21 protein-coding genes are annotated in these 24825 nt (G+C 62.2%); 7 read left to right on the top strand and 14 right to left on the bottom strand.

From position 1 onward, the window contains the following. Nucleotides 1–999 (top strand): aldo/keto reductase, encoded by a 999-nt coding sequence (locus tag VFB05_RS08300; protein ID WP_325010909.1) that lies wholly within the window; start codon nucleotides 1–3, stop codon nucleotides 997–999. A gap of 25 nt (nucleotides 1000–1024) precedes the next feature. Here the strand turns inward: VFB05_RS08300 and VFB05_RS08295 are convergent, their stop codons facing one another. The 9 genes from VFB05_RS08295 to VFB05_RS08255 all read right to left on the bottom strand — a co-directional run bounded on the left by VFB05_RS08295 (nucleotide 1025) and on the right by VFB05_RS08255 (nucleotide 11984). Further along, a complete protein-coding gene (locus VFB05_RS08295; RefSeq protein ID WP_325010907.1) occupies nucleotides 1025–3739 on the bottom strand; it encodes a molybdopterin-dependent oxidoreductase in 2715 nt (904 codons plus the stop codon). A gap of 13 nt (nucleotides 3740–3752) precedes the next feature. Beyond that, nucleotides 3753–4970, bottom strand: coding sequence for an NAD(P)/FAD-dependent oxidoreductase (locus VFB05_RS08290; protein WP_325010904.1), 1218 nt, complete (start codon nucleotides 4968–4970; stop codon nucleotides 3753–3755). A gap of 8 nt (nucleotides 4971–4978) precedes the next feature. Further along, complete coding sequence (locus VFB05_RS08285) at nucleotides 4979–5404, bottom strand: globin family protein (protein WP_325010902.1); 426 nt, start codon at nucleotides 5402–5404, stop codon at nucleotides 4979–4981. A 111-nt stretch (nucleotides 5405–5515) separates the two neighbouring features. Then, nucleotides 5516–6898 carry an MFS transporter gene (locus VFB05_RS08280; protein ID WP_325010899.1) on the bottom strand — a complete coding sequence of 461 codons (1383 nt, stop codon included), beginning with the start codon at nucleotides 6896–6898 and terminating at the stop codon, nucleotides 5516–5518. A gap of 538 nt (nucleotides 6899–7436) precedes the next feature. Continuing rightward, nucleotides 7437–8147: an ABC transporter ATP-binding protein gene (locus VFB05_RS08275; protein WP_325010897.1), complete on the bottom strand. Its 711-nt coding sequence runs from the start codon at nucleotides 8145–8147 to the stop codon at nucleotides 7437–7439. Continuing rightward, nucleotides 8144–8899: an ABC transporter ATP-binding protein gene (locus tag VFB05_RS08270; RefSeq protein WP_325010895.1), complete on the bottom strand. Its 756-nt coding sequence runs from the start codon at nucleotides 8897–8899 to the stop codon at nucleotides 8144–8146. Before VFB05_RS08270 ends, VFB05_RS08275 begins: the two co-directional genes overlap by 4 nt. Next, on the bottom strand, nucleotides 8896–9849 hold the full coding sequence (locus VFB05_RS08265; protein WP_325010893.1) for a branched-chain amino acid ABC transporter permease: 954 nt from the start codon (nucleotides 9847–9849) through the stop codon (nucleotides 8896–8898). Before VFB05_RS08265 ends, VFB05_RS08270 begins: the two co-directional genes overlap by 4 nt. Next, complete coding sequence (locus VFB05_RS08260; protein ID WP_325010891.1) at nucleotides 9846–10745, bottom strand: branched-chain amino acid ABC transporter permease; 900 nt, start codon at nucleotides 10743–10745, stop codon at nucleotides 9846–9848. The genes VFB05_RS08265 and VFB05_RS08260 overlap by 4 nt, the downstream gene beginning before the upstream one ends. 6 nt (nucleotides 10746–10751) lie before the next feature. Beyond that, complete coding sequence (locus VFB05_RS08255; protein WP_325010889.1) at nucleotides 10752–11984, bottom strand: ABC transporter substrate-binding protein; 1233 nt, start codon at nucleotides 11982–11984, stop codon at nucleotides 10752–10754. Nucleotides 11985–12175: 191 nt separating this feature from the next. Here VFB05_RS08255 and VFB05_RS08250 point away from each other — a divergent pair, with 191 nt between their 5' ends. Next, a complete protein-coding gene (locus VFB05_RS08250; RefSeq protein WP_325010887.1) occupies nucleotides 12176–13852 on the top strand; it encodes an NAD(P)/FAD-dependent oxidoreductase in 1677 nt (558 codons plus the stop codon). Nucleotides 13853–13896: 44 nt separating this feature from the next. Next, entirely contained in the window at nucleotides 13897–14685 is a 789-nt protein-coding gene (locus tag VFB05_RS08245) for an SDR family oxidoreductase (protein ID WP_325010886.1), read from the top strand. Nucleotides 14686–14896: 211 nt separating this feature from the next. Here VFB05_RS08245 and VFB05_RS08240 read toward each other — a convergent pair whose 3' ends face one another. Next, a complete protein-coding gene (locus tag VFB05_RS08240; RefSeq protein ID WP_325010884.1) occupies nucleotides 14897–15622 on the bottom strand; it encodes an alpha/beta hydrolase in 726 nt (241 codons plus the stop codon). A gap of 124 nt (nucleotides 15623–15746) precedes the next feature. On the opposite strand from VFB05_RS08240, the gene VFB05_RS08235 reads away from it, so the two are divergent. Further along, nucleotides 15747–16727, top strand: a complete 981-nt coding sequence (locus VFB05_RS08235; RefSeq protein ID WP_325010882.1) for a helix-turn-helix domain-containing protein — start codon at nucleotides 15747–15749, stop codon at nucleotides 16725–16727. 5 nt (nucleotides 16728–16732) lie between these two features. Here the strand turns inward: VFB05_RS08235 and VFB05_RS08230 are convergent, their stop codons facing one another. Beyond that, nucleotides 16733–17641, bottom strand: a complete 909-nt coding sequence (locus tag VFB05_RS08230) for an intradiol ring-cleavage dioxygenase (protein ID WP_325010879.1) — start codon at nucleotides 17639–17641, stop codon at nucleotides 16733–16735. A 136-nt stretch (nucleotides 17642–17777) separates the two neighbouring features. Between VFB05_RS08230 and VFB05_RS08225 the strand changes: the two genes are divergently transcribed. Next, a complete protein-coding gene (locus VFB05_RS08225) occupies nucleotides 17778–19055 on the top strand; it encodes a serine hydrolase domain-containing protein (protein WP_325010877.1) in 1278 nt (425 codons plus the stop codon). Here VFB05_RS08225 and VFB05_RS08220 read toward each other — a convergent pair. Continuing rightward, nucleotides 19052–19786: a cytochrome c biogenesis CcdA family protein gene (locus tag VFB05_RS08220; RefSeq protein WP_325010875.1), complete on the bottom strand. Its 735-nt coding sequence runs from the start codon at nucleotides 19784–19786 to the stop codon at nucleotides 19052–19054. The two genes, VFB05_RS08225 and VFB05_RS08220, sit on opposite strands and share 4 nt — an antisense overlap. Nucleotides 19787–19888: 102 nt before the next feature. After that, entirely contained in the window at nucleotides 19889–20164 is a 276-nt protein-coding gene (locus VFB05_RS08215) for a hypothetical protein (protein ID WP_325010873.1), read from the bottom strand. Nucleotides 20165–21149: 985 nt separating this feature from the next. Between VFB05_RS08215 and VFB05_RS08210 the strand changes: the two genes are divergently transcribed. Beyond that, nucleotides 21150–21545 carry a helix-turn-helix transcriptional regulator gene (locus tag VFB05_RS08210; protein WP_325010871.1) on the top strand — a complete coding sequence of 132 codons (396 nt, stop codon included), beginning with the start codon at nucleotides 21150–21152 and terminating at the stop codon, nucleotides 21543–21545. Here VFB05_RS08210 and VFB05_RS08205 read toward each other — a convergent pair. After that, nucleotides 21500–23203: an FAD-dependent oxidoreductase gene (locus tag VFB05_RS08205; RefSeq protein WP_325010869.1), complete on the bottom strand. Its 1704-nt coding sequence runs from the start codon at nucleotides 23201–23203 to the stop codon at nucleotides 21500–21502. The two genes, VFB05_RS08210 and VFB05_RS08205, sit on opposite strands and share 46 nt — an antisense overlap. 221 nt (nucleotides 23204–23424) lie before the next feature. Between VFB05_RS08205 and VFB05_RS08200 the strand changes: the two genes are divergently transcribed. Further along, nucleotides 23425–24753 (top strand): L,D-transpeptidase family protein, encoded by a 1329-nt coding sequence (locus VFB05_RS08200; RefSeq protein ID WP_325010867.1) that lies wholly within the window; start codon nucleotides 23425–23427, stop codon nucleotides 24751–24753. Nucleotides 24754–24825: the final 72 nt, after the last annotated feature.

The following is a 24825-nucleotide window of genomic DNA, read 5'->3' as shown; positions in this document are numbered from 1 at the left end:
ATGCAGTTGCGGACCTTTGGGCGCACGGCAATGCAGCTCTCGGCGCTCGGCTTCGGCTGCGGCGCCGTCGGCGGAATCATGGTGCGCGGCGATCCTGCCGACCAGGAGCAAACCATCGCGCGCGCGATCGCAGCCGGCGTGAATTACTTCGACACGGCGGTGCAGTACGGCGACGGCGAATCCGAAAGGAATCTTGGCCGCATCTTGCAAAGGCTGAAGCCGCCCGACGTGGTCGTCGGCACCAAGGTCAGGTTGCAGGCGAATGAGTTCGGCCGCATTGCCGATGCCGTCACGAGGTCGCTCGAAGGCAGTCTGGCGAGACTAAATCTTGATCGGGTCGACATCTTTCACCTCCATAATGCAATTACTGAGACGGAAGGCGGATCGGCGCTGAGCGTCAGCCAAGTGCTCGGCGACGTGGTGCCGGCATTCGAGCGCCTGCGCCAGCAGGGAAAAATCCGCTTTCTCGGGATCACGGCCGTCGGCGACACCGCGGCCCTGCATCAAGTGATCGATGCACGCGCCTTCGACAGCGCCCAGGTCGTCTACAACATGCTCAATCCATCGGCGGGCGAAGAATTGCCGATCAATTATCCGGCGCAAGACTATGGACGACTATTCGATCACACCAAAGCGGCCGATGTTGGCGTCGTTGGCATCCGCGTGCTCGCGGGCGGCGCGCTGTCGGGGTCGGCCGAGCGTCATCCGATCGCGAGTCCACCACCCGCGCCGATCGGCTCGGCCATCAGCTATGACGCCGATCTCGAACGCGCAGGCCGCCTGATGCCGCTGGTGAACGAAGGCTTCGCTGCCAGCCTGACTGAAGCCGCCACGCGCTTTGCGCTGTCGCACCCGGCGATGGGGACGATTCTGGTCGGCATGGCGACGCCGCAACAGTTTGAGGATGCATTCGCAGCGGTGCAAAAAGGCCCGCTCCCGAAAGCTGCGCTTGACCTGACGTCGGCACTCCAGCGGACGTTCTCCGGCGAACCGCGGTGATCGCCCCGCCAGCGCTGAACCGTCGTCAGTTGGCGACGCCGGCCAGCCGGCGTTGCTCGAGATCGGGCGCAGTACCGGCCGCTGCGATCAGGCGCTTCATTTCGGGAATGCACGAACCGCAATTGGTACCGGCCTTGAGCCGCGCGCCGATCTCGGCCGCCGAACGCGCGCCGGCGGCAATCGCGTCGCAGATCGTGGTACGGCCGACGCCAAAGCAGGCGCAGACCACCGGTCCCGTGCTTGCAAGGCCTTCCACCGGCTTGCCTGACAGCAGCACCCGTCGCTGGTCGTCGGTGAGCTGGCCCGCCGCGAACAATTCCTTGACGACATCCCAGTCGCCGGCGTCGCGCGCCGGCCCCAGAAACAGGCAGGTCTCGATCGCATCGCCAGTAAAGGATGCCGCGCGATAGACGCCGCCGCCGAAATCGCTGTATTCGGCGAATTCGCCGCCATCGACCGAACGCAGCCATGCCGACCAATCCTTCAGGTCGGCATTGTCGGCGATGAGATAGCCGAGCCCGCCGCTGACAGTGGCGCGCGCCCACCACGCATGCTCCGGCAAAGCGAGCTGCTTGCGCGACAGCACGAAGCCACGGAAGACATAATCATATGGGGCGATCGACGCCGGCGTCGCCTTGGCTTCCGGCTGGCCGGAGAACGGATCGGTGAAAGGCGCCACCAGCGCGCCAACGCGCGCACTGGAGGCGTTCGCTTCACTCCAGTGGATCGGCGCAAACAGCATGCCGCGCTGTTGCCGCGGGCTGACCACGACCTTGAGCGTGCATTGGCCGTGATCGGTGGTGACGCGCGCGAACGAGCCGTCGGCGAGGCCATGCCGCGCGGCATCGTCGGGATGCACCTCGACGAACGGTTCCGGCAGATGCGCACCCAGCCGCGGGCTGGTGCCGGTGCGCGTCATGGTGTGCCACTGGTCACGAATACGGCCGGTGTTCAGCCGCAGCGGTCGCCCCTCATGGGTCTCGGTGCGCAGCACAGGCCGTTCCGGCGCAACGAAGCGCGCCCTGCGATCGCCGGTGAAAAATTCGCCTTTGGAAAAAAATCGTTCCGATGGCTCGAGATCGCCTGATCGAAACGGCCACAGGATCGGCGCCATGCCGTCGAACCCTTCGTCGGACACCGAGCTCAAGGCGCCGATATCGAAATCGCGACTGCCGTTGTTTTCAAAGGCGGATAGCGCCGCATGCTCGCGGAAAATCTCGGCTGCTGATTTGTAGTCGAACGCCGCGCCGAAGCCGAGACGTTTTGCGACTTCACCGATGATCCACCAGTCCGGCCGCGCTTCGCCGGGCGCCGGCAAAAACGCGCGCTGGCGCGAGATGCGCCGCTCCGAATTGGTGACGGTGCCGGACTTCTCGCCCCAGGCAAGCGCCGGAAAGAGCACATGCGTACCGGCGCCGACGGTGTCGTTGGAAAGCACGTTTTCCGAAATCACGAACAGTTCGAGTTTCTTGAGCGCCGCGCGCGCGGCGTCGGCGTCTGGCAGCGACACCGCCGGGTTGGTGCCCATCACCCACAGCGCCTTGATCTCGCCGCGGCCGATCGCCTCGAACATCTGGACCGCTTTCAGCCCTTCATGCGTCGCGATGCGCGGCGCGTTCCAGAACCGCCGCACACGATCGATGTCTGGCGGCGTGAAGTTCATGTGCGCGGCGAGCTGATTGGCAAGCCCGCCGACCTCGCGGCCGCCCATCGCATTGGGCTGACCGGTCAGCGAAAACGGCGATGCGCCGATTTTGCCGATCCGTCCCGTTGCGAGATGGCAATTGAGGATCGCGTTGACCTTGTCGGTGCCCTGCGCCGACTGATTTACGCCCTGGGAATAGAGTGTGACCACGCGCGGCGTCGACGCAAAGAGCTGGAAGAACGCGGCGACGTCCTGCTCGGCAAGGCCAGTGGCCAAGGCGGTTGCCGTCACGCTCCCGGCCAGCCCTCGGGCGCGCGACAGCGTCTCGTCGAACCCCGCCGTATAACGATCGATGTACTCGCGATCGAGCAAGCCGTTATCGGCAAGATGCACGAGCAGACCGGAAAACAGCGCGGCATCGGTGCCGGGCTTCACGCCGAGGAACAGATCGACGTCTTCCGATGTATCGGTCTTGCGCGGGTCGATCACGACCATCCGCGCGCCGCGCCGCTGCCTGTTGGCGATCATGCGCTGGAACAGGATAGGATGACACCAGGCGGCATTGGAGCCGACCAGCACCAGAAGATCGGCTTCGTCGAGATCCTGGTAAACGCCGGGTACCGTGTCGGCGCCGAAGGCGCGACGGTGGCCCGCGACCGAAGACGCCATGCACAGCCGCGAATTGGTGTCGACATTGGCGCTGCCGATGAACCCCTTTATCAGCTTGTTGGCGACGTAGTAGTCTTCGGTCAGCAATTGCCCGGAAAGATAGAACGCCACCGCGCCCGGACCGTCGCGCGCCACGATATGGGCAAAGCGATGCGCGACATGGTCGAGCGCATCCGTCCAGGCGATCCGCTCCATCGAGCCACTGCTGCAACGGATCATCGGATGGAGCAGACGGTTCTCGAGGCCCAAAGTCTCGCCGAGCGCCGAGCCCTTCGAACAAAGTTTTCCGAGATTGGCCGGATGCGAGGGATCGCCCGAGATCGCCGCGCCGCCCTGCCCGTCCGGCGTTGCCAGCACGCCGCAGCCGACGCCACAGTAAGGGCATGTGGTGGAAGTTGCGCGCAGAGCAGGATCGATCGCCGTCATTGCACCCGCTCGGTCATGCGGCCCTGGCCAATGTTGCGGCCGGCCTGCCGAACATCATGTCCTTGCGAACGGCAGCGATAGTCTCGCGATTGCGGATCAATTCGAGATACCAAAGCGCATCCACGGTATCGCCGACCAGCACGGCGCCTGTCAGCCGGCCATCCTCGATGACGAGCTTTTTGTAAGTGCCGCGCCTGACGTCGCTGAGCACGACAGACTCGCTGCGGTCGGTGCCGAGAAATTCGCCGGCTGAAAATACGCTGACGCCGGACACCTTCAGATTGGTCGCGACCACGCTGCCAGGGTAAGCCGCCTTGCGGCCAGCGAGATGCTGCGCCAATACCCGCGCCTGTTCATAGGCCGGTTCGACCAGGCCGTAACAGATGCCGCGGTGCTCGGCGCATTCGCCGAGCGCGAAGATATCTTCGGTGCCGGTCTGAAGGTGATCGTCGACAATGATGCCGCGATTGACCGCAATGCCGGCTTCCTTGGCCAGTGTGATGTTCGACCGGACGCCGGCGGCGAGAATCACGGCGTCGGCATCGATCCGATGCCCATCGCTGAGCTCAACAGCCTCGACGCGCTTCTCGCCAATGATGCGGCCGGTGTTGGCGTTGAGCAGGACTTTGATGCCCTTCCTCTCGACCAGCGATTTCAGAAGCGCCGCCGCCGGTGCGTCGAGCTGGCGCTCCATCAGCCGGTCCATCAGGTGCACCAGCGTCACCGGAGATCCTGCCTTGGCAAGCCCGTAAGCGGCTTCAAGTCCGAGCAGGCCGCCACCGACGACGACCACGCGCTTCTTGCCTGCGGCCAAGGACAGCATCAGGTCGGCATCCCGGCTGTCGCGAAAGGTGTGCACGCCCTGAAGCTCCGCGCCCGGAAGGTTGAGCCGCAATGGGGTCGACCCCGTGGCGAGGACCAGCTTTGAATAGGTCACGCTCTCTTCGCCCGCGATCTTGAGCTCGCGGCGACCGACGTCGATCTCGTCGACGGTGCAGCCATATTTCAGCGTGACGCCGCGGTCGCGCCACCAATTGGCGGGCTTGAGCTCGATTTCGTGCGAAGTCGTTTCACCTGCCAGCACGGACGACAACAGCACGCGATTGTAGGCAAGCCTCGGCTCCGCGCCGATGACAGCGATGGCGTAGCGTCCGAGCGCGACCTTGGCGAGTTCGTCGACCAGGCGGACCGCGGCCATTCCATTGCCGACGATGACGAGCTGTTCGCTCATGGCCTCTCCTATTCGGCTGCCTGTGGGGTGCCGTAGGCTTCGGAAATCATGAAGCCGGACAGCGTGCCGTACGCCGCGGTCCACGCCGCCGCGACATCAGACGTCCAACTGCTGCCGAGTCCCTTTTCCAGCGTCCAAAGCAGGGCCGATCCGACCACGGGGTAATGCTCGGGCCTAGCGCCATAGGCGACGTGACGTTTGGCGAGCGCGCTTGCCGCCGGAAGGATCGAAGGAAGATCAGTCAGACCGTTGACCACGACCGCGAGCGTCGCCATCAGTTTCTTCTTCTGTTCGCTGATGTCGGCGGGAAACATCGCCTTCACCTGCGGTGCGACCTCGAACAGGCGGTCGTAAAAGATAGTTGCCGCCTGCTCGGAGATCGGCGCGACTTTCGAGAAGCTCTGCTGCACAAGTTTGATCTGATCGGGTGTCATGTTCTTCTCCTGTCCGGTTGCTTGCGCTTTGTAGTCATCGCACCCCGCTTGCGGGTTCACAGGATGAGCCGATTTTGAAAGCCGCACGCTTCTCGGATCTGGCTCGCACTCCTAGATGCGCGCCTGGGCCAGGCTGGTCGCACCTGCTTCCGCGGGACTGCGGCGCAGGTAGAACCACCAGGTGAAAGCCAGGCAGATCGCGTAGAAGCCGAGATAGATGACGAGCGCGAGCTGCGGGCCGCCGGTGATCGCGATCGATTTGCCGAAGCCGCTCGGGATGAAGTAGCCGCCGCAAGCGCCGATCGCGCCGATGAAGCCAAGCGCCGCGCCGCTTTCGATGCTCGCGGTCTTGAGCGCGAGCGCGCGGCCGGCTTCGCCCTTGCCTTGCGCTTTGCGCAAGTTTTCCTCGCGGAAGATCGAGGGGATCATCCGGTAAGTCGATCCGTTGCCGATGCCGGTCGTCACGAACAGGATCAGGAACATCGCGAGGAAGCCGATGAAGTCCTTGTTACCGACGAAATAGATGACGCCGATGGTAGCAGCCGCCATCGCGATGAAATTCCAGAATGTGATGATCGCGCCGCCGATCTTGTCAGCGAGCAGACCACCGAACGGGCGCGACAGCGAGCCGACCAAAGGCCCAAGGAACGCGATGCCGATGGTGATCGAGGGAAACTGCGTCTTGATCAGGAGCGGAAACGCCGCCGAGTAGCCGATGAAGGATCCGAACGTCCCGATATAGATAAAGGACATGATCCAGGTGTGCTTGCGCTTGACGATCGCAAGCTGATCCCTGAACGACGACTTCGCCGAGGTCAGGTTGTTCATGAAATAGACGGCGCCGAACACGGCGACGATGAGCGGCAGCACCCACATCAACCCGGCATTCTGGAGATAGACACCGGAGACGGGCGCCGCCTGGTAGAGATTGATGAGGCCGGCGCCCATCAGGATCGGCGTGATCAACTGAACGCTGGAAACGCCGATATTGCCGCCGGCGGCGTTGAGCCCGAGCGCCCAGCCCTTCATGCGGTCCGGATAGAAGAAAGAGATGTTGGCCATGCTGGAGGCGAAGTTGCCGCCGCCGAGACCCGCGGTCGACGCAACGAGCAGCATCAGCCAGAACGGTGTGTCGGGCTGGCTGACGAAATAAGCGAGCCCGAAGGTCGGGATGAAGAGTACGGAGGCCGAAAAGATCGTCCAGTTGCGCCCGCCGAACGTCGTCACCGCAAAGGTATAGGGGAAGCGCATGAAGGAGCCGATCAGCCCCGGAATGGCGACGAGCTGAAACAACTCGTCGGTGGTGTAGTGGAAGCCCGCCGCCGGAAGTTTCGTGGCGACGATGCTCCAGATCAGCCACACCGAAAATCCGATGTGCTCGGCCACGATCGACCAGATCAGGTTGCGGCGGGCGATCACCTTGCCTTTGGTTTCCCAGAAGGCTGTGTCTTCGGGGTTCCAGTCCGAAATCCAGGTCGGGTCTTTCGCGCTCATTGAGACTTCCTTGGTTGCGTGAAGGGGGCCTGTCGGCTCGTCATCCCTGGTCATGGCGAGGCAGACCGAGCGAAGCCCGGGCAAGCGGTCGCTAATCGGATGAATGGCTTTTCAGCGACGGCATCGATGGCGTCGGCATGATGCTATTCAAGCTTCGTGCCAAGCCGCCGCATCGCGAAAAACAATTAAATTACATTGGCTTACGTAACCGACGGCCATCGCCTGGATCGCAGCAATCAGCATTCAAAATTTGCAGCCGCTCAATTGTTGTGCGCCGCACAAACCTTGGGCATAGACGCTCAAAAAAAAGCACCGAATGGTGGGCAAGATTCACTGTTTGACTGCTACGCGGGCAGCGTGCTGCGCAACCGCTACACACGTTGCACAAATCGACTGCGATTCGACGCGGGAATTTCAAACAAGTCGCGACTGTCAACGCAGGAGCAGCGATGGCCTCGCTCAATCGCTAGTCAACGAAGATGACAATCGGCCGGATCATCAAGAGCAATTACTGGCTGAAAAACAATCAAGGCGATCGCTACATCGCAAGATAGCGGCGGCGGATATCCTCATTGCGGGCGAGACCAGCCGTGTCCTGTCGGTGCACGACCTGTCCCTTGTCGATGACGGCGGCTTCCCCGGCAATGCGCAGGCAGAAATGCATGTTTTGTTCGGCGAGCAGAATGGTGGCGCCGCCCGCGCCGAGTTCGCGCAGCACTTTGCCGATGGTGGCGACCACGATCGGGGCAAGGCCCTCGCTTGGTTCGTCGAGCAGCAGCACGAGAGGATTGCCCATCAACGCGCGCGCGATCACGAGGATCTGTTGCTCGCCGCCGGACAGGCGGCCCGCATGTCGCGAACGGAGCCTCGCGAGCATCGGGAAGGTTTCCCAGATGCGCGGCAGCGTCCAGTCCCGCCGCCCGTCCGGACCGGTCTTGGCGGCAATCAGCAGATTGTCTTCCACGCTGTGTTCCGGGAAGACCTGCCGATCTTCCGGCACATAAGCGAGTCCCAACCGAGCGCGCACATGTGGCGGCGCGCGCGTGATATCGCGTCCGGCGAAGAAGATGCGGCCGCCTCGCGCCGGGACAATTCCCGCAAGCGTCTTCATGGTTGTGCTCTTGCCCGCGCCATTGCGCCCGAGCAACGCCAGCGTGCGTTTTTCCGGTAACGCGAGATCAATGTCGAACAAGATCTGGCTCGCGCCGTAAAAGGCGCTTAACGCTTCGGCGCGGAGGAGCTCTGTCATTCCGCCTGAGCCTCCTCGGTTCCGAGATAGGCGTCGATCACGGCCTGGTTGTTGCGGATCTCGCTAGGGGTGCCTTCGGCGAGGACGCGGCCGTAGCAAAGCACGCGGATGGTGCTGGCGACCTGGAAGACGATATCCATGTCGTGCTCGATGAACACCAGCGTGAGCTGGCGTTGCTCCCACAGATCGCGCACGCGGCGGATCATGCGCCAGCGCTCCTCCGGACCCATGCCGGCGGTCGGCTCGTCGAGCAGAAGCACCTTGGGCTCCAGCGCAAGCGCCAGCGCGATATCCAGCAGTTTCTGGTCGCCGTGCGAGAGGATCGCCGCCTCGACATCAGCAACGTGCGTCAGGCCTGCCAGCTCCATCATCTCACCGGCGCGCTCGCGCACGCCGATTGGCGGAAAGCGACGGGAGAGATCGCCCCACCGGCCGGCATGGGCGGTGACGGCAGCCATCAGATTTTCTTCCACCGTCATGGTCGGAAAGCAGCTTGCGACCTGAAACGCCCGCCCGATACCGCGGCGCATCCGATCGTTCTTGGAGAGGCGAATGACGTCCTCGCTGTCAAGCAGCACCTGACCCGCGTCCGCCGGGAATGCGCCGCTGATCAGGTTGAAGAACGTGCTCTTGCCGGCGCCATTGGGACCGATCACCGCCGACAGCGAGCCGGACGGAAAGGTCAAGGAGACGTCGTCGATGGCGCGCACGCCGCCGAACGCCTTGGTAAGATTTTTGATCTCAAGCTTCATCGCGTTCGTCCGGGCAAGGCCAGCTTGAGAAAATCGAGCACGCCGCGGCGCAGGCCGAGCGCAAAGGCCAGGATGATGATCCCCAGAACCAGGCCATAATATTCGGTGAAGCGTGTCACCACATCGTTCAGCGCGAGCAGGATGGCGGCGCCCAGCACGGGCCCGAGGAAGCTGTTGATGCCGCCCAGCATGACGGCAAAGATCGCCTGCCCCGAATTCGGCCAATCGGCGAGTTCGGGATAGGCGCCCGAGACGAACAACGCGGCGAGCACGCCGCCCAGTCCGGCGAACGCGCCGGCGATCGTGAACGCCCAAAGCCGCGCCCGCCACAAGACCACGCCGAGGAAGCTCGCGCGCTCCTCGTTGTCGCGGATCATGCGCAGCGTCTGGCCGAACGGGCTCGCCGAAATATGACGCAGCGCCAGAAGGCCGAGCACCGCCACGACGGCGCAGAACTCGTAGCGATGAAGCTGCGAGGTGAGCTCGAAACCGAAGATCTCGCGGCGCGGGATGCCGCCGCGCAGACCCTGGTCGCCGCCGGTGAGGCTCTGCCAGGAGATAATCACGCTGAAGAACAGCATCTGAAACGCGAGCGTGATGAAGGCGAAGTAATCCGTTGAGAGCCGGACGCAGATGGCGCCGACGCAGAGCGCGGCGAAGGCCGTGAGCAGCACCGCGAACGCGGCAGCGACAGGCAGCGACAGGTCCGTCATCTGCATCGTCAGCCCGAAGGCATAGGCGCCGAGGCCGTAGAACATGCCGTGGCCGAACGACACCATGCCAGCGTTGCCGACCAGGAGGTTGAGCGAAGTCGCAAACAGCGCCATGGCGCTCAAGCGGATGATGAAATCCTCGAAGGCTGCATTGCGATAGAGATACGGGATCGCCAGTACGACGATCAGGACAAGAGCTGATATCGCTGCATCGCGTAACGCGGGACGCTTCTTCATTGCCGGCGTCCGAACAGGCCCTGCGGGCGCAGGACCAGAATGCCGATCATCACGATGTAGATCAGTCCGTCGGTGAACTTTGGAAAGCCGATCGTGCCGAAGCCGCGGACCATGCCGATCATCAGTGCCGACACAAGAGCGCCCGCGATCGAGCCCATGCCGCCGATCACGGTGACGATGAAGCTCTCGATCAGGATCGAGAACCCCATGCCGGGCGACAGCGAACGCACGGGCGCCGCGAGCGCGCCTGCCAGTCCCGCCAGCCCACCGCCGATCGCGAACACGACCGCGAACAGCAGCGTCGTGTTGACGCCCAGTGCCGAGACCATCTGCGGATTGATCGCAGCGGCGCGCACCGTCTTGCCGAGCCTCGTCAGCGAAAGGCCGAGGCCAAGCACGATCGCGATCAGCGCGGCGATTCCGATCAGCACGGCGTAAAACGGCGGCACAACGCCGCCTGCAATGAAGAACGGCATCACCTGGAACGCCGGCGGCATTCCCATCGCGTGGAACTCGGGGCCCCAGACGATCTTCACGATGTCATCGAAGATCAACACCACCGCGTAGCAGATCAAAAGCTGCATCAGCACGTTGGAGCCATAGACCCGGCTGATCAAGGCGCGCTCGAACGCTACACCGAACAGCGCCATCGCAAGCGCCCCCGCCAGCACTGCAAGGGCATAGCTCTCGGTTGCGCCGAATGCGCTATAGGCGACGTAGCCGCCGAGCATATAGAAGGTGCCGTGGGCGAAGTTGACAATCTTCAGCACGCCGAAGATCAGCGTCACGCCGGCGGCGACAAGGAACAGCAGCATGCCCACGATCAGTCCGCTGGTGGTCTGGGTGACCACGCAGGCGGGCGTTGTGAGGCAGGCGCCGAGGGCGTCGAGATCCATCGGAACCTAGATGTACTTCTGCTGCTTCTTCCAGTCCGTCTCGAGCTCGACGATCTTGCCCCAGTCGGCGGGTTTGACATCGATGATGTACGGCTCCTTCGGCGTGGTCTGGCCCCAGCCGATGGCATAACCGACCATGGTGTGGTCATCGCGCATGGTGATCGTGCCGTCGGCGCCGAATGGCGAGTTGATCTTCATGCCGGTCAGGGCCGCGGCCAAGGCCTTGGCATCGAGCGAGTTGGCCTTCTTGACCGCTGCCTCGTAGAAATGCATGGCCACCGAATTCTGCCACGACCAGTTGGTCGGCCGCTCGTTCCATTTCTTGAGATAGGCCTGGCCCCATTCCTTGTTGGCGGGCGTATCCGGAAATGTTTCAAGATAGCGCGTCGCCGACTGAATGCCGGGCGGGAGCTGCTTGATCGCCGCCAACACCGGATAATCGACATTCGGCGTTGCAACCGTCATCTGCGAAAACAGCGCATAAACGTTGCCCTGGTTCACGAATGCCGAGAGATCGCCGGCATAGAGCAGCGTAAACAGCGCCTGCGGCTTGGCCTGGATCAGCTTGGTGATGACTTCAGTGAAGTCCGGCTGGCCGAGCTTGGGCCAGCCCTCGGTGACGATCTCGATGTCCGGTTTGAACTTCTTGAAGAATTCCAGGTACTGCGCCGTGGTATCACGGCCATAGGCATAGTCCGGCGAGCAGGTCGCCCACTTGTTGAGTTTCTTGATATTGGCGTAGTCGGCAAGATAGATGCTGCCGGCCACCGCATCGTGAACGCCCTGGCGCGCAACGCGGAAGGCGGTGGGAGCGCGGATTTTGGGATCAGCCGTCAGCGACGAGGTCTCGCTGTTGGTGTGCAGGCAGGCGACACCGAGGTCGCGTACGACTTCCTGGACCGCAAAGGCGCCAGATGAGGCCTCCGCGTCGATCAAGAGCTCGCAGCCTGCGCTGTTCACCAGTTCGCGCGTGATGCGGGCGGCTTCCTGGGGCTGGCCTTTTGAATCGCGGAAGACGAATTCAATCTGCCGCCCGAGAAAACCACCGGCGGCGTTGATGCGCTCCTGCTCGATCATCAGCGAGTTGCGCGAGGAAGTGCCAAGCAGCGCGATCGGACCTGACAGGATGCTCTGCATCCCGATCCGCAATGTATTGGCTTGCGCCCTGGCCACCCAGGGCGAGGCTAACAGGCTGGCGCTGCCGGCCAACATCGTGCGACGCGTAATGAGCCCGCTCATTGAACTGCACCTCCCGTGACTTGTTTGTTGCGTTCGGCTTCTGATACGAGCCGACTATTTTTTCCAAGCTTAGATCAACGACAGCTTCGTGATCAAGCTGGCAATCGTGCAGGCGATGCTTCCAACTTCCGAAAGGCCGGCATAGACTTGCCGTTGCAATCCACGCAAACCCGACGCCTCCCGAGGAGATGATGGGGCAAGCCAAAACCCATTATGAGGTGATTGTCGTCGGCGCTGGCGTCGCGGGCATTTACCAGATCAAGCGGCTCGTCGACCTCGGTGTCGACGCCACCGTACTTGAATCCGCGCCCGATCTCGGCGGCACCTGGTACTGGAACCGCTATCCCGGCTGCCGCTTCGATTCCGAAAGCTACACCTACGGCTTCTCCTTCTCGCGCGAACTGCTCGATGAGTGGCACTGGAACGAGCATTTTTCCAGCCAGCCCGAAAATCTGCGCTACCTCAATTACGTCGCTGAAAAATTCGATTTGCGAAAGCACATGCAGTTTGGCTGCAAGGTCGTGGCGATGCAGTTCGACGACGTACACGACCTCTGGCACATCAAGACCGGCGACGGCCGCGAACTGACGTGCCGTTTCGTCAGCCTCGCGATCGGACTGCTGTCCACGCCAACCTTGCCGAAACTCGAAGGCATGGACGACTTCAAGGGCCGCTCATTCCACACCTTCTACTGGCCGCACGAGGGCGTCGATCTCGCCGGCAAGCGGGTGGCCGTGATCGGCACCGGCGCAACCGCTATCCAGTTGATCGGCGAAATCGCCGACAAGGTCGGCGACCTCACGGTGTTCCAGCGCAGGCCGAACTGGAGCGCACCGCTCAACAACGCAGCGATCTCCGAGCACGAAATGGCCGACATTCGTGCGCGCTATGACGCAATCTTTGCCGCCTGCGCGTTGACGCCGGGGAGCTTCGTGCATGGACCTCAGGAACACGGCTTCTACGAGGTGAGCCGCGAGGAACGCGTCAAGCTGTGGGACAAGCTCTATGACGAGCCCGGCTTTGGCATCTGGCTTGCGAATTTTCGCGAGATCTTCATGGACGAAGCCGCCAATGCCGAGCTGTCGGATTACATCGCAGGGCGCATCCGCGGCCGCGTGAAGGACCCCAGGGTTGCGGAAAAGCTGATCCCGAGGGACCACGGCTTCGGCGTGCAGCGCTTGCCGCTCGAGACGAATTATCTGGAGGCCTATAACCGCGACAATGTGCACCTCGTCGACATCAGCGAGACGCCGCTCGTTCGTGTCACCGAGGATGGCCTCAAGACGAGCGAACGCGACTATCAATTCGACATCATCGTCTACGCCACCGGATTTGACGCCATCACCGGCGCCTTCGACCGGATCGATATCAGAGGCGTCGGCGGCAAAACACTGGCCGAAAAATGGAAGGATGCGCCGTCGACTTTCCTCGGGATTCTCATTCACGGCTTTCCCAATCTGCTGATGCCGACCGGACCGCAAAGCGCGTCCGCCTCGACGAATTTCCCGCGGGGCATCGAGAGCAATGTCAACTGGTGCACGGACCTGCTGCAATACATGTGGGATCGCGGCTACGTCAGGGCCGACGCAAGGCGAGAGGCGGAGGAGCGCTGGACCGCTTACGTGGTCAAGACCTACGAGATCATGCTGATGCGCAAAGCCAAGTCGTGGTTCACCGGCTACAACTCAAACGTCGCCGGCCATGAGGAAGGCACGATCCGCTACTTCCTCTTCAACGGCGGCACGCCGAAATTCCGCGCCATCGCCGATGGCGTCGCTGCGAAGGGTTATCAGGAGATCGAGTTCAGCTCCGCAGCTCAAAAGGAGCCCGATCGACGCGGCGCAGCAGTTGCGCACAAGGCCGTGTAGCAGAACCGAACCGATCTCACCTTGCAGCAAGACGCGGATGTCATATGAGCCTCCTCAGCAACCCCTTCGATCCAACGCATGAAGCCGCCCTCGTCACGGGTGCGGGAAACGGAATCGGCCGCGCCATCGCGCATGCTCTGACCGGCGAAGGGGTGCGAACCATCTTCGCGGATGTGAGCGCGGAAAGAGTGACTGCGGCGGTCGAAGCCGCGCCGCGCCCGGAGCTGGCGGTGCCGTGGGTTGGAGACCTGGCGCGTCGTGACGCTTGGGACGCCCTGCTGACACATGCGCAGGCAGCGCTGGGGCAAGTGACGCATTTCGTTCACAGCGCTTCGCCCCCACGCCGCGAGGCCGACCACGCCTTCGCGGTCGATGCTGACACCTGGGAGGCGATGCGCGCGGTCAATGTCGATGCCGCCTTTTACCTGTCGCGCGAATTGGCCCGTCAGCTCATTGCGACGAAGACGCCGGGATCGTTTCTGATGCTGACGTCACTCCACGCCGGCACGCCGCGAAACCTGCCGCATTACAGCACGTCCAAGGCGGCGCTCACGATGATGGTGAAGGAGTTGGCGAAGAGCCTTGGCCGCTTCGGCATTCGCATCAACGCACTCGTCCCGGGCGCTATCGCCGCCGGCGGATTTGTCGCCGATGCCTCGCTCTCGCGTCATATTCCGCTTGGCCGCATCGGCAAGGCCGAGGATCTGGCGCCGATGGCGCTCGCCGTGCTCTCAAACCGGATCTCCGGCTACGTGACCGGAGCAGCCTTTGTGGTTGACGGCGGCTTGTCCCTGACGAACTGGTTCGATCCGCCAGTCCTGGATGACCTGTAGGCGTCACGCCAGTAAGCCTTCGAACCGAAACGCTTGCCGCTTCGGCGGAGCTAGTGTCCCGATTCCGAAGTTCGCAGCATTTTTGGGAGCCACGTTTCGAACTTCGGAATCGAAAGGACACTAGCCAATTTAATGATCTGGTGTGGCTTTGGTTCAGAAGTCCGCATGAAGAAACCGCGGCAACAGTGCCGCGGACTTCTGAACCGCCACACTAGTCTCTCCCCGCCTCCATGATCGCTGTCGCCAGTCGCACGGGATCGGAGAAGCACAGTTCATGGCTGCCGCGGACCTGCACCAGACGAAACAGTCCGAGTTTTTCCGACAACCGCGGATGCCAGGGATAGCTATGCGGCAGCGCGACGTCTTCGGTGCAGTTGAGATAGGACTTGGCGAGTTGCATCTCCGCCGGATTCGTCTTCAGCGCAATCTTGTCGGTGAAGGTTTTGAGCGGGTGCGGATTGAGGATGTCGTAGGCGCGCTTTGCCAGTTCAAGGTCGGCATCATTGATGAAAGCCTCGCGCCAGATCGGGAACGGCAGTACCACCGAGCCATCGCCCCGCTCGGCCGCGATCGCATCGAACAAGCCGACATATTGCGGCGGCACCATATCGTTGAGCGACTCGCCGTTATTCGGGACGAAGGCGTTCCAATAGACCAGCCTGCGAATCCGCTCCGGCGCGAGGTCGGCGACGCCGGTGATAACCATGCCGCCATAGGAATGTCCGAGCAGGACTACCTCCTTGAGATCGTTCTCGGCGAGATAATCGACGATCGACTGGATCGCTTCCTTGAGCCCCGTCGTCTTGGCATCACCCGGCCGATTGCCTTTGATCGTCGGCGTATAGACCCGATGGCCGGCGGCGCGAATCGGCGCGGCGACGGACTCCAACTCGGCACCAGTATGCCAGGCTCCGTGGACGAGGACGTAAGTCGACATGTTGTGGCTCCTCCCGAGGAATGGTTAGATCGGCCGGGTGTCGGCGTCGGTTCAGCCATATTGAACCGCGCGGGGGCCTCAGCGCTTGTCTGGCGCTGAACCGCATTGGTCTCGGAGCGAACTGATGGAGCAGGTCATTTCCGAAAGGCGGCCGCGGCACTTCATCTGGGATACCGCGGAAACACGCCCCTTGGAGCAATTTTCCTATTATCGCGAGGCGATCTGCCAGGCCTTCATGAACCTGACGCCGGAATCGGCGGTGACGTTACGCTTTCCGGCGAAGGTCGAGACGATCCGGCTTGGGGCCGGCGCAATCAACCGGGTGGCGTTTCCGGAGCATACCGTCAACCGTCGTCGCGCCGATATCGCCGCGTCGAGTGAGAGCTGCTTCTACCTCAACCTCAAGATCGCCGGCCGATGCCGCATGCTGCAAGGCGATCGAGAGGTCAGCCTGTCGCGCGGCCAGGTCGGCATTATCGACAGCGACCGCGAACTCAAACTGCTGCATGATCGCGGGCCGGCGCTTGCGGTGGCCTCATTCTGGGTACCCTCGCGCGCGCTGCGTGATCGGCTGCCGCCATCCTTCGACTTCGAGGCGGAACGGGTCTCAGACGATCCATATGTTGGCCATCTCATCGTTGAGACCGCGCGATCGCTGAACTCCGGCGCACTGCGAATGACCGAACAGGACGGCGTTCGGTTGTTCGGCGTGTTGCTCGATCTTGTCGCACTCAGCCTGTCGCGCCGCTCGCGAGGACAAACGGCGGAAGCGCCGTGCTTTGCGGATGCGACGGCGCTCGCGCTGCGTCGAACCGTGCACGAGCGGCTGCGCGAACAGGGGCTGACCGTAGCGGCAGTCGCAAACGCCGTCGGCATCAGCGAGCGCTATGTGCACAAGCTGTTCGAACGCTCCGGCACCACGTTTTCGCGCTACATCGTCGAGCGTCGACTAGACGGCGCAGCGGCGGATCTGAAAGATCCGGCGCTGCTGGACCGCGAGATCGGGACCATTGCCTTCGATTGGGGCTTTTCGGACCTGTCGCACTTCACAAAACGCTTCAAGCAACGCTTTGGCTGCAGGCCGCGAGATTGGCGTAGCGGATAGGACCCTCACGCATCTTCCGTCGCGGCCATCGGCTTCGGCGCAACGCCCTCGCCCGGCTTGAGGCGGAATTCGTAGGTCATGAGATGCCAGGGCGATGCCGCCGGCTTGCCGTCCGGCATGGTCGGATCGGTGCGCTTTTCGACCTTGGCGATCAGTTCGTTCTTCACGCCGAACACGACGTCGGTGTCGATATATTTGTCGCCTTCGACGAAGACATGCGTCACCAGCGGCTCGTGTCCGGGCGCATTGACCAGGAAGTGCACATGCGCCGGGCGCATCGGATGACGGTGCAGCGCGAGGATCATCTGGCCGACCGGACCATCGGTCGGGATCGGATAGCTGCACGGCAGAATGGTGCGGAAGAAGAACCGGCCATCCTTGTCGGTGATGAAGCGCCCGCGCGAGGACGGACCCGCCGTCTCATAGTTCGGCTTTTGTGAATCGTACCAGCCGTCGTCGTCGGCGTGCCAGATATCGACCGGAACGTTCGCGAGCGGCTTGCCATCGAGATCGGTGACGCGGCCCTGCACGAACATCTTCTCGCCCTCAAGGTTGGGAGAGACGTCGGTGCCATGCGGCATCGGTTTGTGCTCGCCGACATAGAACGGACCGAGCACCGTGGTTTCGGTCGCGCCTTCGCGCTCGCGGTGATTGACGGCGTCCACCAGCATCGAGACACCGAGCACGTCAGAGAGCAGGATGAACTCCTGCCGGCTCGGCGTGCATTTCTGCCCCACCCGGGTCAGGAAATCGATCGCATATTCCCATTCGCCGAAGGTGAGGTCGGTCTTTCGCACGAATTCGTGCAAGGACTTCGTCAATTCCTCCATCAGGAATTTCACCCGCGGATTCCTGACCTCCTCGAAGCTCTTGATGACGGCGGCGGTAAGTTCCTGGTCATTGAATTGGGGCATTTCGCTCGGTCCCTGGGGTTATGTCCGTTTGGCGGGAAATCTACACCAGCGAACAGCTCAAAGTAAGCCGAACGCGATTGGAATGCCGTGCCGATTTCGGCTATCACCTTCTCACTTTTTCAGGAGATGAAACCCGATGGCCGCCTCGCTCCCCCTCACCTCTCCCGAAGTCGCCGGCATGTCGAAATCGGCTTTCGAGCGGATCGAGAACCACCTGCGCGAGCGCTACATCGAGGCTGGCCGCTTTCCGGGAGCCCAGCTTTCCGTCTATCGGCGCGGTCACCTCGTCCACTCCTCCTCGCAGGGCTTTGCCGATCTCGAGCGCAAGGTCCCGGTGAAGGACGACACGATCTTTCGCATCTACTCCATGACCAAGCCGATCACGAGCATTGCCTTCATGATGCTGGTCGAGGAAGGCCGCGTCGCGCTCGACGAGCCCGTCCATAAATATATCCCGGAGTGGAAGAACCTCGGCGTATTCCAGGCTGGCGTCTGGCCGGCCTTCCTGACCCGCCCGCCATCGCGGCCCATGCAGATCATCGACCTGATGCGGCACACCTCCGGCCTGACATATGGCTTCCAGCAGCGGGGCAATGTGGACGCTGCCTATCGCGAACTGAAACTCGGCGAGGTCGAGAAGGCCGGCACGCTGCAATCGATGATATCGGATCTCGCCAAAATTCCGCTGGAGTTTTCGCCGGGCGAAGCCTGGAACTACTCTGTTTCGACAGATGTGATCGGCTATCTCATCGGGCTGATCAGCGGCAAGCCGTTCGAGCAATTCCTGCAGGAGCGCATCTTCGATCCGCTCGAAATGGAAGACACCGGCTTCTTCGTCCCGACTGAGAAAGCCGACCGTCTGGCCGCGTGTTACTCGGCAAGCCCGCAAGGCGCGATGACCTTTCATGCCACCGATCGCAAGGGCGGCCTCACCTTGCAGGACGATCCGGCGACTTCTTCCTTCCTCTCGCCGCCCTCGTTCATCTCCGGCGGCGGTGGGCTTTGCTCGACGTCGGCGGATTACCTTACCTTCTGCCGCGCTTTGCTTAACGGCGGCGAGCTCGATGGCACGAGGCTGGTCGGCCCGAAGACGCTTCATCTGATGCGGTCAAATCACCTGCCTGACGGCAAGACGCTGCCCGAATTGTCGCGATCGCTGTTTTCGGAAGCCACGTATCACGGCATCGGCTTCGGCCTCGGATTTTCCGTCACGCTCGATCCGGCGCGAACGCTCATTCCCGGCAGCCGCGGCGAATATGCCTGGGGAGGCGCGGCGACGACGTCGTTCTGGATCGATCCGGCGGAAGAGCTGATCGCCATCTTCATGACCCAGGTGCTGCCGTCGACCGCAACCCCGATCCGGCGCGAATTGCGAACCATGATCTATTCGGCGATCACCGAGAGCAACGTCTAGCCGATGCTTTGCAGACTCGGGAAGGTCTCGAGCAGCCAGATGCTGGCTGCCGAGACACCGCCGGTCAAAAAGGCAATTCCCGTGGCGACGAGCAGCACGCCCATGGCCTGTTCGACGCGCGCAAGATGCCGCTTCATGCGCGCAAACAGCTCGGAGAATTGCTCGACCATGAAGGCTGCGATCAGGAACGGAATGCCGAGGCCGGCGGAATAGACCGCGAGCAGACCGGCGCCCTTCGCCACCGTGGTTTCAGAAGCTGCAATCGACAGGATCGCCGCCAGGATCGGCCCGATGCAAGGCGTCCAGCCGAACGCAAAGGCAAGCCCCATCACATACGCGCCCCAGAGCCCGACGGGTTTTGGGATCGGCAGCCGCCCTTCCCGCATCAACAGATCGATGCGCGTCAGCCCGAGGAAGTGCAGACCCATCACGATGATGACGATGCCTGCGACAACCGACAGCTCGGCCGACCAGGCATGGATGAAGCTTCCGACCAGCGACGCGCTGGCGCCGAGCGCCACGAACACGGTGGAAAAGCCCAACACGAACATGACGGCCGAGATCATGACCGCGCGGCGGGAGCTCGATACGGCTTCGTCGTTGGCGACGTGCTCGATCGTCGCGCCCGTCAGATAGACCAGATAGGGCGGCACCAGCGGCAGCACGCAGGGTGACAGGAAGCTGACCAGGCCCGCAATCAGCGCGGCGGGGATCGAGACGTCATGGATCATGGTGGGCGTTCCTTAGCGGATATCGCAAAATCCGCAAATCACGACCTTGCGCGAGTGTCCCGCTTCCGAAGCTGGCCGCGTGACGCCCGGAGGCCAACGCCCTTACTTGACGAGCTTCAGCGAAACCGGACCACGCGGGCGCAGGCCTTCCTGCGGTTTCGACGAAACCGGCTTTGCCGCCCCCTCCTTCTCCCGCACCATCGCATCGCACAACGCCTTCAATTCCGAATCCTCGATCCGGTTGAGCTTGATCCGGAGCTCCAGAATCGCGACCGAAACCAGTTGCGCCGTGTCGCGATCACCGTTCAGGATGAGAGATGCCTGGCACTCCTCGAGGGTTGCCAACACGGCTCGCAAATTCACTTCAAAATGAGCCACAGCGTGTTTCCGTCACCGAGCTTGCGAGAAGATCAAAGTCGTCCGGGCAACAGATGCACCAACCCCACGCCACCCGAAAAAGTCCGAAGATATTAGGACTGAGAAGATAGTTTTCGTCGTTACACAGATTTGTGACATCACCGCCCGTCCCCTAATGATTCGGCCGCAATTGTCGCGTGCCTCGCCCGCGACCTGCGTTGTTTATTGCTGGTGCACCGCGAAAAGCCCCCGAACCAGGCTTTGCCAGTCTAGCTCCGATGCTCCTTTCAGTTTCGCGGCGACCTCTTCGAGGAGCGTCAGAGTCAAAGCCACACTGGAATCATAGAGTTGCAGTGTCCCCTTTGGTTCAGACATTCGCAAACACGCGCTGCCGCGATATCGTACGAATGTCTGAACCGGGACACTAGTGCCCACTGAAGTTCGTGCTCTATCGCGGCGCGCACCTTCACGAACTTCGGAAAGTCTTGGGCGCTAGCAAACTTGTTGATTCTAGTACCGCTTTATCGATCTGAAGTCCCTGATCGAACTAGCCGCCTGTCGTGCAAGGACTTCAGATCGGCGGTACTAGTGCAGCCTGTGGGTGTAGGTGTCATTTTTCGGCGAGGCATTTAAGCCAGACGCGTCAAAAAGTCCTCCCGCTGACAGCGTCAGGGTTGTGATATGACCAATAACCTGCCAAAGCAGGTTAGGACGATCCTTAGGATTAGAAGTATTGGAGAAACGCCTTGCGGAAGGCACTTTCTGTCTGGATCGAAGCAAGGCGCAGTTCGATGGCGTTCGGGACCACCCTGCCTTTTTTGTCGGATTACGAACGTCATTCATTTGCAGGCGGCGGTTGAGCCGTTTTTTGGAGGGTGTCAAATCCCCGTAGATTTCCGGGGGTGGACACCAATTGACACACTGGATGCAGGTCCGAAGCCGTATAAGGGTGATCCCCCGACCCGGATATTCGGACGCTTCATGAGCGAAGGACGGTAGAAGCAGTATGAACAAATCCATGGCCAAGAAGATGAAGCAACGCAGTGCCGGGAAGCCGGACATTGAGCTGGGCAAGCGGATCCGCTTGCGGCGTGTGGAGCAGAAGATTTCACAGGCCGAGCTTGGGGAACAACTTGGCGTCAGCTTTCAACAGGTCCAGAAGTACGAGAAAGGCGTCAATCGCGTCGGCGCCGCCCGTCTTCAGCAGATCGCAACCGCGCTCGATGTGCCGGTCACGTTCTTTTACGATGGCGACAGCAAGGCGCGCGAAGTCGAGAGCCTGCTGTTTCTGGACAGTGCCTTCAGCCTGAGGTTGCTTCGCGCCTACTCGAAGATCAAGGACCAGACGGTGCAGCGTCAACTCGTCTCCTTGATGGAATCGATCGCAGCGAACGAGGACTGATTCAGGGCGCCCGCGACGTTCCTTCCGCGGACGCGGTCGATCAGGGCCAAAGGATCGGCTGGCGCGGAATGGCCGCGCCATGCCACATGCTGATCGGGCCGCGACAGCGCCAAGCGACCATCGCGAGCCATCTCCGGCGGAACTGCAACGTCGATCAGCTTGAGCGGGAACTTTCTCATCTCCGCAGCCTGCATGAGCGTTGCGGCGTCCGTCGCCGGATCAAACCGCAGCAGCGTGAATTCCGGCCCCATCCGGTCATACAGCGAAACGCCATCCACATCCATGAGATGCGGCGTCCGGCAACCCGGCACGGTCGAGGGCGTATAGCTGCCCATCGTATAGGACGGCGGCTCGGCGCCGTCATAGGCGATGATCGGCGAGCGATCGTAATAGCTGCCGAAGTTAAGCCCCGCACAAGCATATTGCTGCACGTTGATCTCGTAAGTGAGGCGTCCGACATCCTGCCGCACGCGGTCGCCTTCCGCGCTCGCCTCCTCGATTGTCTCGGGAACGGCGCCGCGGCGCTTGATCTCGGCCTCGGCATGCGACATCGCAAACCGCGACACCTGGTTCGTGATCGGGTGCCGCTCGGCCTCATAGGCATCGAGAATGGAGGCGGGAGCCCAGCCATTGAGATGCGCCGCCAGCATCCAGGACAGGTTGGTCGCATCCGCTATGCCGGCATTCATGCCGTAGCCCGCGTAAGGCACCCAGATATGAGCGGCATCGCCTGCGATGAAGGCGTTGGACCTTCGGAATTTGCTCGCGATCAGCCGCCGGCCGACCCAATCCTCCCTGGAAATCACCTCGTAGCTGAAATCCGCCCCCACGCCCAAAATGGTGCGGATGCAGGCGTCGCGATCGACGGAATCGAAATCGTTCTCGCCAGGCATCATGTAGTTGTGCACCAGCCAGCGCTCGCGGCCATCGATCGCATAGACCATGCCGGAGCGGCGCGGATTGATCGCGCCGGTGCCCCAGGCCGGCGCAACTTGCTGGCGGTCGATCAGATCGGCACTGCGGATGTAGGTCGATTGCACGCGCTGGATCACCGCGTCGCCTTCAAAGGCGGCCCCGATCGCCTTGCGGACGATCGATCGTGCACCGTCGCAACCGATGAGATAGCGGCAGCGTACGGATTTCACCAATCCCGTGTCGAGATCGCGCAACCTCACATCTGCGAATTCGTCGCCGAGCACCACCTCTTCTGCCGAGGTGCGGTTGACGATACGGATCTGTCTTTGCGCCGCGGCGTGCTCGAACAGGATCGGTTCGAGGAAAATCTGGTTGATGCGGTGCGGTGGCTCAGCCGTCGGCCAGTTGCAGTCCGGACCATCCTTGCGCGAAAAACGGTCGCGGCGGCAGGGAATTTCGATCCGCGTCAGTTCGAGGCCGGTAAACGCCGTGCGGTAACTGATGTCGTGCGGATAATCCGCCGGCAGGCCGGCGTTGCGGACCTTTTCGGAAAGCCCCAGCCGCCGAAAAATCTCCATGGTGCGGGCGGCGACGTGATTGCATTTCGGCTCCGGCGGCTCGGCGGCCGCACGGGTCTCGACCACGGTGACGTCGATCCCCCGCCATGCCAGATCGATTGCCAGCGTTAGGCCCACCGGACCCGCGCCGACGATCAGGACATCCACTTCCACCCCCTCTGACATCAGGTCCAGAACCTCCGCCAAGCGGCTGACAGCCGTGCTTTTTCTCGAACCAGACTAGCGTCGCCGGCGACATACCGAAAGCAGCCCGCGCTGCGCGCAGCGTGGGATGCAAAAACCGCAATTCGGGCTTAATCGGAAGGCAACCCTCGGGGTTCTATTTTCGAGACGTTTCGCCGGTCGATTGGGCGGCTACCTGCTTTTGATTTTGGGGGATTTGATTCATGCGCCACTTGATTGCGCTGGCCGCGGGCCTCGTCCTTGCGACATTGCCCGGCTTTGACCGAAGCGCCGCCCAGGCTCCCAACCCGCCAATGGCGCTGAAGCCTGTCGCCGCAGCGCCGGGCGCCCCAACCCACGCCAAGCCGGCCGTGGCTGTCTCGACACCCGAGTCCCGCTCGGCCGCCGCGCTCGCGCTGTCGCATGAGCCGACCTTTGACGAAGGCACCGCACAGCGGATCAAGGAGGCGGCGCTGAGCTATGGCGATATCGCGGTGCGCGGCGGATGGCCGATGATCCCACCGGACGCCAAATTCGCAATCGGCACAGCCGGCCCCAACGACGATCTCTTGCGCCGCCGCCTGATCATCAGCGAGGATCTCGCCAGCGACAAGGCGACGGGTCCGTTCGACGAAGCGCTTCTCGAGGCGGTCAAGCATTTCCAGGTGCGTCACGGCCTCGCCGCCACCGGCACCATCACGCCGCGCACGCTTGCCGCCCTCAACGTGCCGGTTCAGAAGCGCATCAAACAGCTTGAGGCTTCGCTCGAGCGGCTTGAGAACATGAACTTCCAGTTCGGCCAGCGCTATGTGGTCGTCAATCTTCCCGCGACCTTTGCCGAAGCGGTCGAGAACGACGTCGTCGTCCGCCGCTATCGCGTGATCGTCGGCAAGACCGAAAAGCCCTCGCCGACGCTGACCGCCGAAATCACTGGCGTTGTTCTCAACCCGACCTGGACCGTCCCCTCCTCGATCGCGAAAACCGAAATCTCGTCGCATATGCGTAAGGACCCCACTTACCTGTCGCGCATGCACATGGAGGTGCTGGACGCGCACGATCGCCCGATCGACCCGGGGTCGGTCGATTGGTCCGGGACGCATGTGCCGAATTTCACCGTGCGCCAGCAGAACGGCACCTTCAATGCGCTGGGTCAGGTCAAGATCGATATGCCGAATCCCTATTCGGTTTACATGCACGACACCAACCAGCGGAATCTCTTCAGCGACGACTACCGCTTCGACTCCCATGGTTGCTCGCGGGTCGATAACGTTCGCGACCTCGCCACCTGGCTGTTGCAGGAGGAGATGCAGAAATGGAATCGCGCTGCCGTCGATGCAGCGATTGCCACCGGCGTGCACCAGGAGATCGCCCTGCCAAAGAAGGTTCCTGTCGCCTGGATCTATCTGACCGCGTGGATGACCCGCGACCAGACCGTCCAGTTCCGTAACGATATCTACGCCCAGGACGAGCAGCTCTTGGAAGCGACCGCCGAGGAGGCCGCCTTCTTCAACCAGGCCGCCAATCATCCGCTGACCGCGCATATGGCGAGGTGAGCCCAAGCTCGGCCTCATGGTTCTCCCGGCGATGCGCAGCATCGTCCGGAGACGCACAGCTTCGCAGTGCTC

The sequence above is a fragment of the Bradyrhizobium sp. genome, from assembly GCF_035652035.1.
GTDB lineage: Bacteria > Pseudomonadota > Alphaproteobacteria > Rhizobiales > Xanthobacteraceae > Bradyrhizobium.
The sequence above is the reverse complement of the archived record's forward strand: the minus strand, read 5'-3'. Positions and strand labels throughout refer to the sequence as shown.

Coding starts and splice junctions, on each gene's coding strand:
- VFB05_RS08240 (WP_325010884.1), bottom strand. CDS start 15,622: ATGTCGACTTACGTCCTCGTCCACGGAGCCTGGCATACTGGTGCCGAG.
- VFB05_RS08235 (WP_325010882.1), top strand. CDS start 15,747: ATGGAGCAGGTCATTTCCGAAAGGCGGCCGCGGCACTTCATCTGGGAT.
- VFB05_RS08255 (WP_325010889.1), bottom strand. CDS start 11,984: ATGAGCGGGCTCATTACGCGTCGCACGATGTTGGCCGGCAGCGCCAGC.
- VFB05_RS08265 (WP_325010893.1), bottom strand. CDS start 9,849: ATGAAGAAGCGTCCCGCGTTACGCGATGCAGCGATATCAGCTCTTGTC.
- VFB05_RS08205 (WP_325010869.1), bottom strand. CDS start 23,203: ATGTCAGAGGGGGTGGAAGTGGATGTCCTGATCGTCGGCGCGGGTCCG.
- VFB05_RS08210 (WP_325010871.1), top strand. CDS start 21,150: ATGAACAAATCCATGGCCAAGAAGATGAAGCAACGCAGTGCCGGGAAG.
- VFB05_RS08270 (WP_325010895.1), bottom strand. CDS start 8,899: ATGAAGCTTGAGATCAAAAATCTTACCAAGGCGTTCGGCGGCGTGCGC.
- VFB05_RS08245 (WP_325010886.1), top strand. CDS start 13,897: ATGAGCCTCCTCAGCAACCCCTTCGATCCAACGCATGAAGCCGCCCTC.
- VFB05_RS08220 (WP_325010875.1), bottom strand. CDS start 19,786: ATGATCCATGACGTCTCGATCCCCGCCGCGCTGATTGCGGGCCTGGTC.
- VFB05_RS08230 (WP_325010879.1), bottom strand. CDS start 17,641: ATGCCCCAATTCAATGACCAGGAACTTACCGCCGCCGTCATCAAGAGC.
- VFB05_RS08295 (WP_325010907.1), bottom strand. CDS start 3,739: ATGACGGCGATCGATCCTGCTCTGCGCGCAACTTCCACCACATGCCCT.
- VFB05_RS08290 (WP_325010904.1), bottom strand. CDS start 4,970: ATGAGCGAACAGCTCGTCATCGTCGGCAATGGAATGGCCGCGGTCCGC.
- VFB05_RS08280 (WP_325010899.1), bottom strand. CDS start 6,898: ATGAGCGCGAAAGACCCGACCTGGATTTCGGACTGGAACCCCGAAGAC.
- VFB05_RS08260 (WP_325010891.1), bottom strand. CDS start 10,745: ATGGATCTCGACGCCCTCGGCGCCTGCCTCACAACGCCCGCCTGCGTG.
- VFB05_RS08275 (WP_325010897.1), bottom strand. CDS start 8,147: ATGACAGAGCTCCTCCGCGCCGAAGCGTTAAGCGCCTTTTACGGCGCG.
- VFB05_RS08225 (WP_325010877.1), top strand. CDS start 17,778: ATGGCCGCCTCGCTCCCCCTCACCTCTCCCGAAGTCGCCGGCATGTCG.
- VFB05_RS08200 (WP_325010867.1), top strand. CDS start 23,425: ATGCGCCACTTGATTGCGCTGGCCGCGGGCCTCGTCCTTGCGACATTG.
- VFB05_RS08250 (WP_325010887.1), top strand. CDS start 12,176: ATGGGGCAAGCCAAAACCCATTATGAGGTGATTGTCGTCGGCGCTGGC.
- VFB05_RS08300 (WP_325010909.1), top strand. CDS start 1: ATGCAGTTGCGGACCTTTGGGCGCACGGCAATGCAGCTCTCGGCGCTC.
- VFB05_RS08285 (WP_325010902.1), bottom strand. CDS start 5,404: ATGACACCCGATCAGATCAAACTTGTGCAGCAGAGCTTCTCGAAAGTC.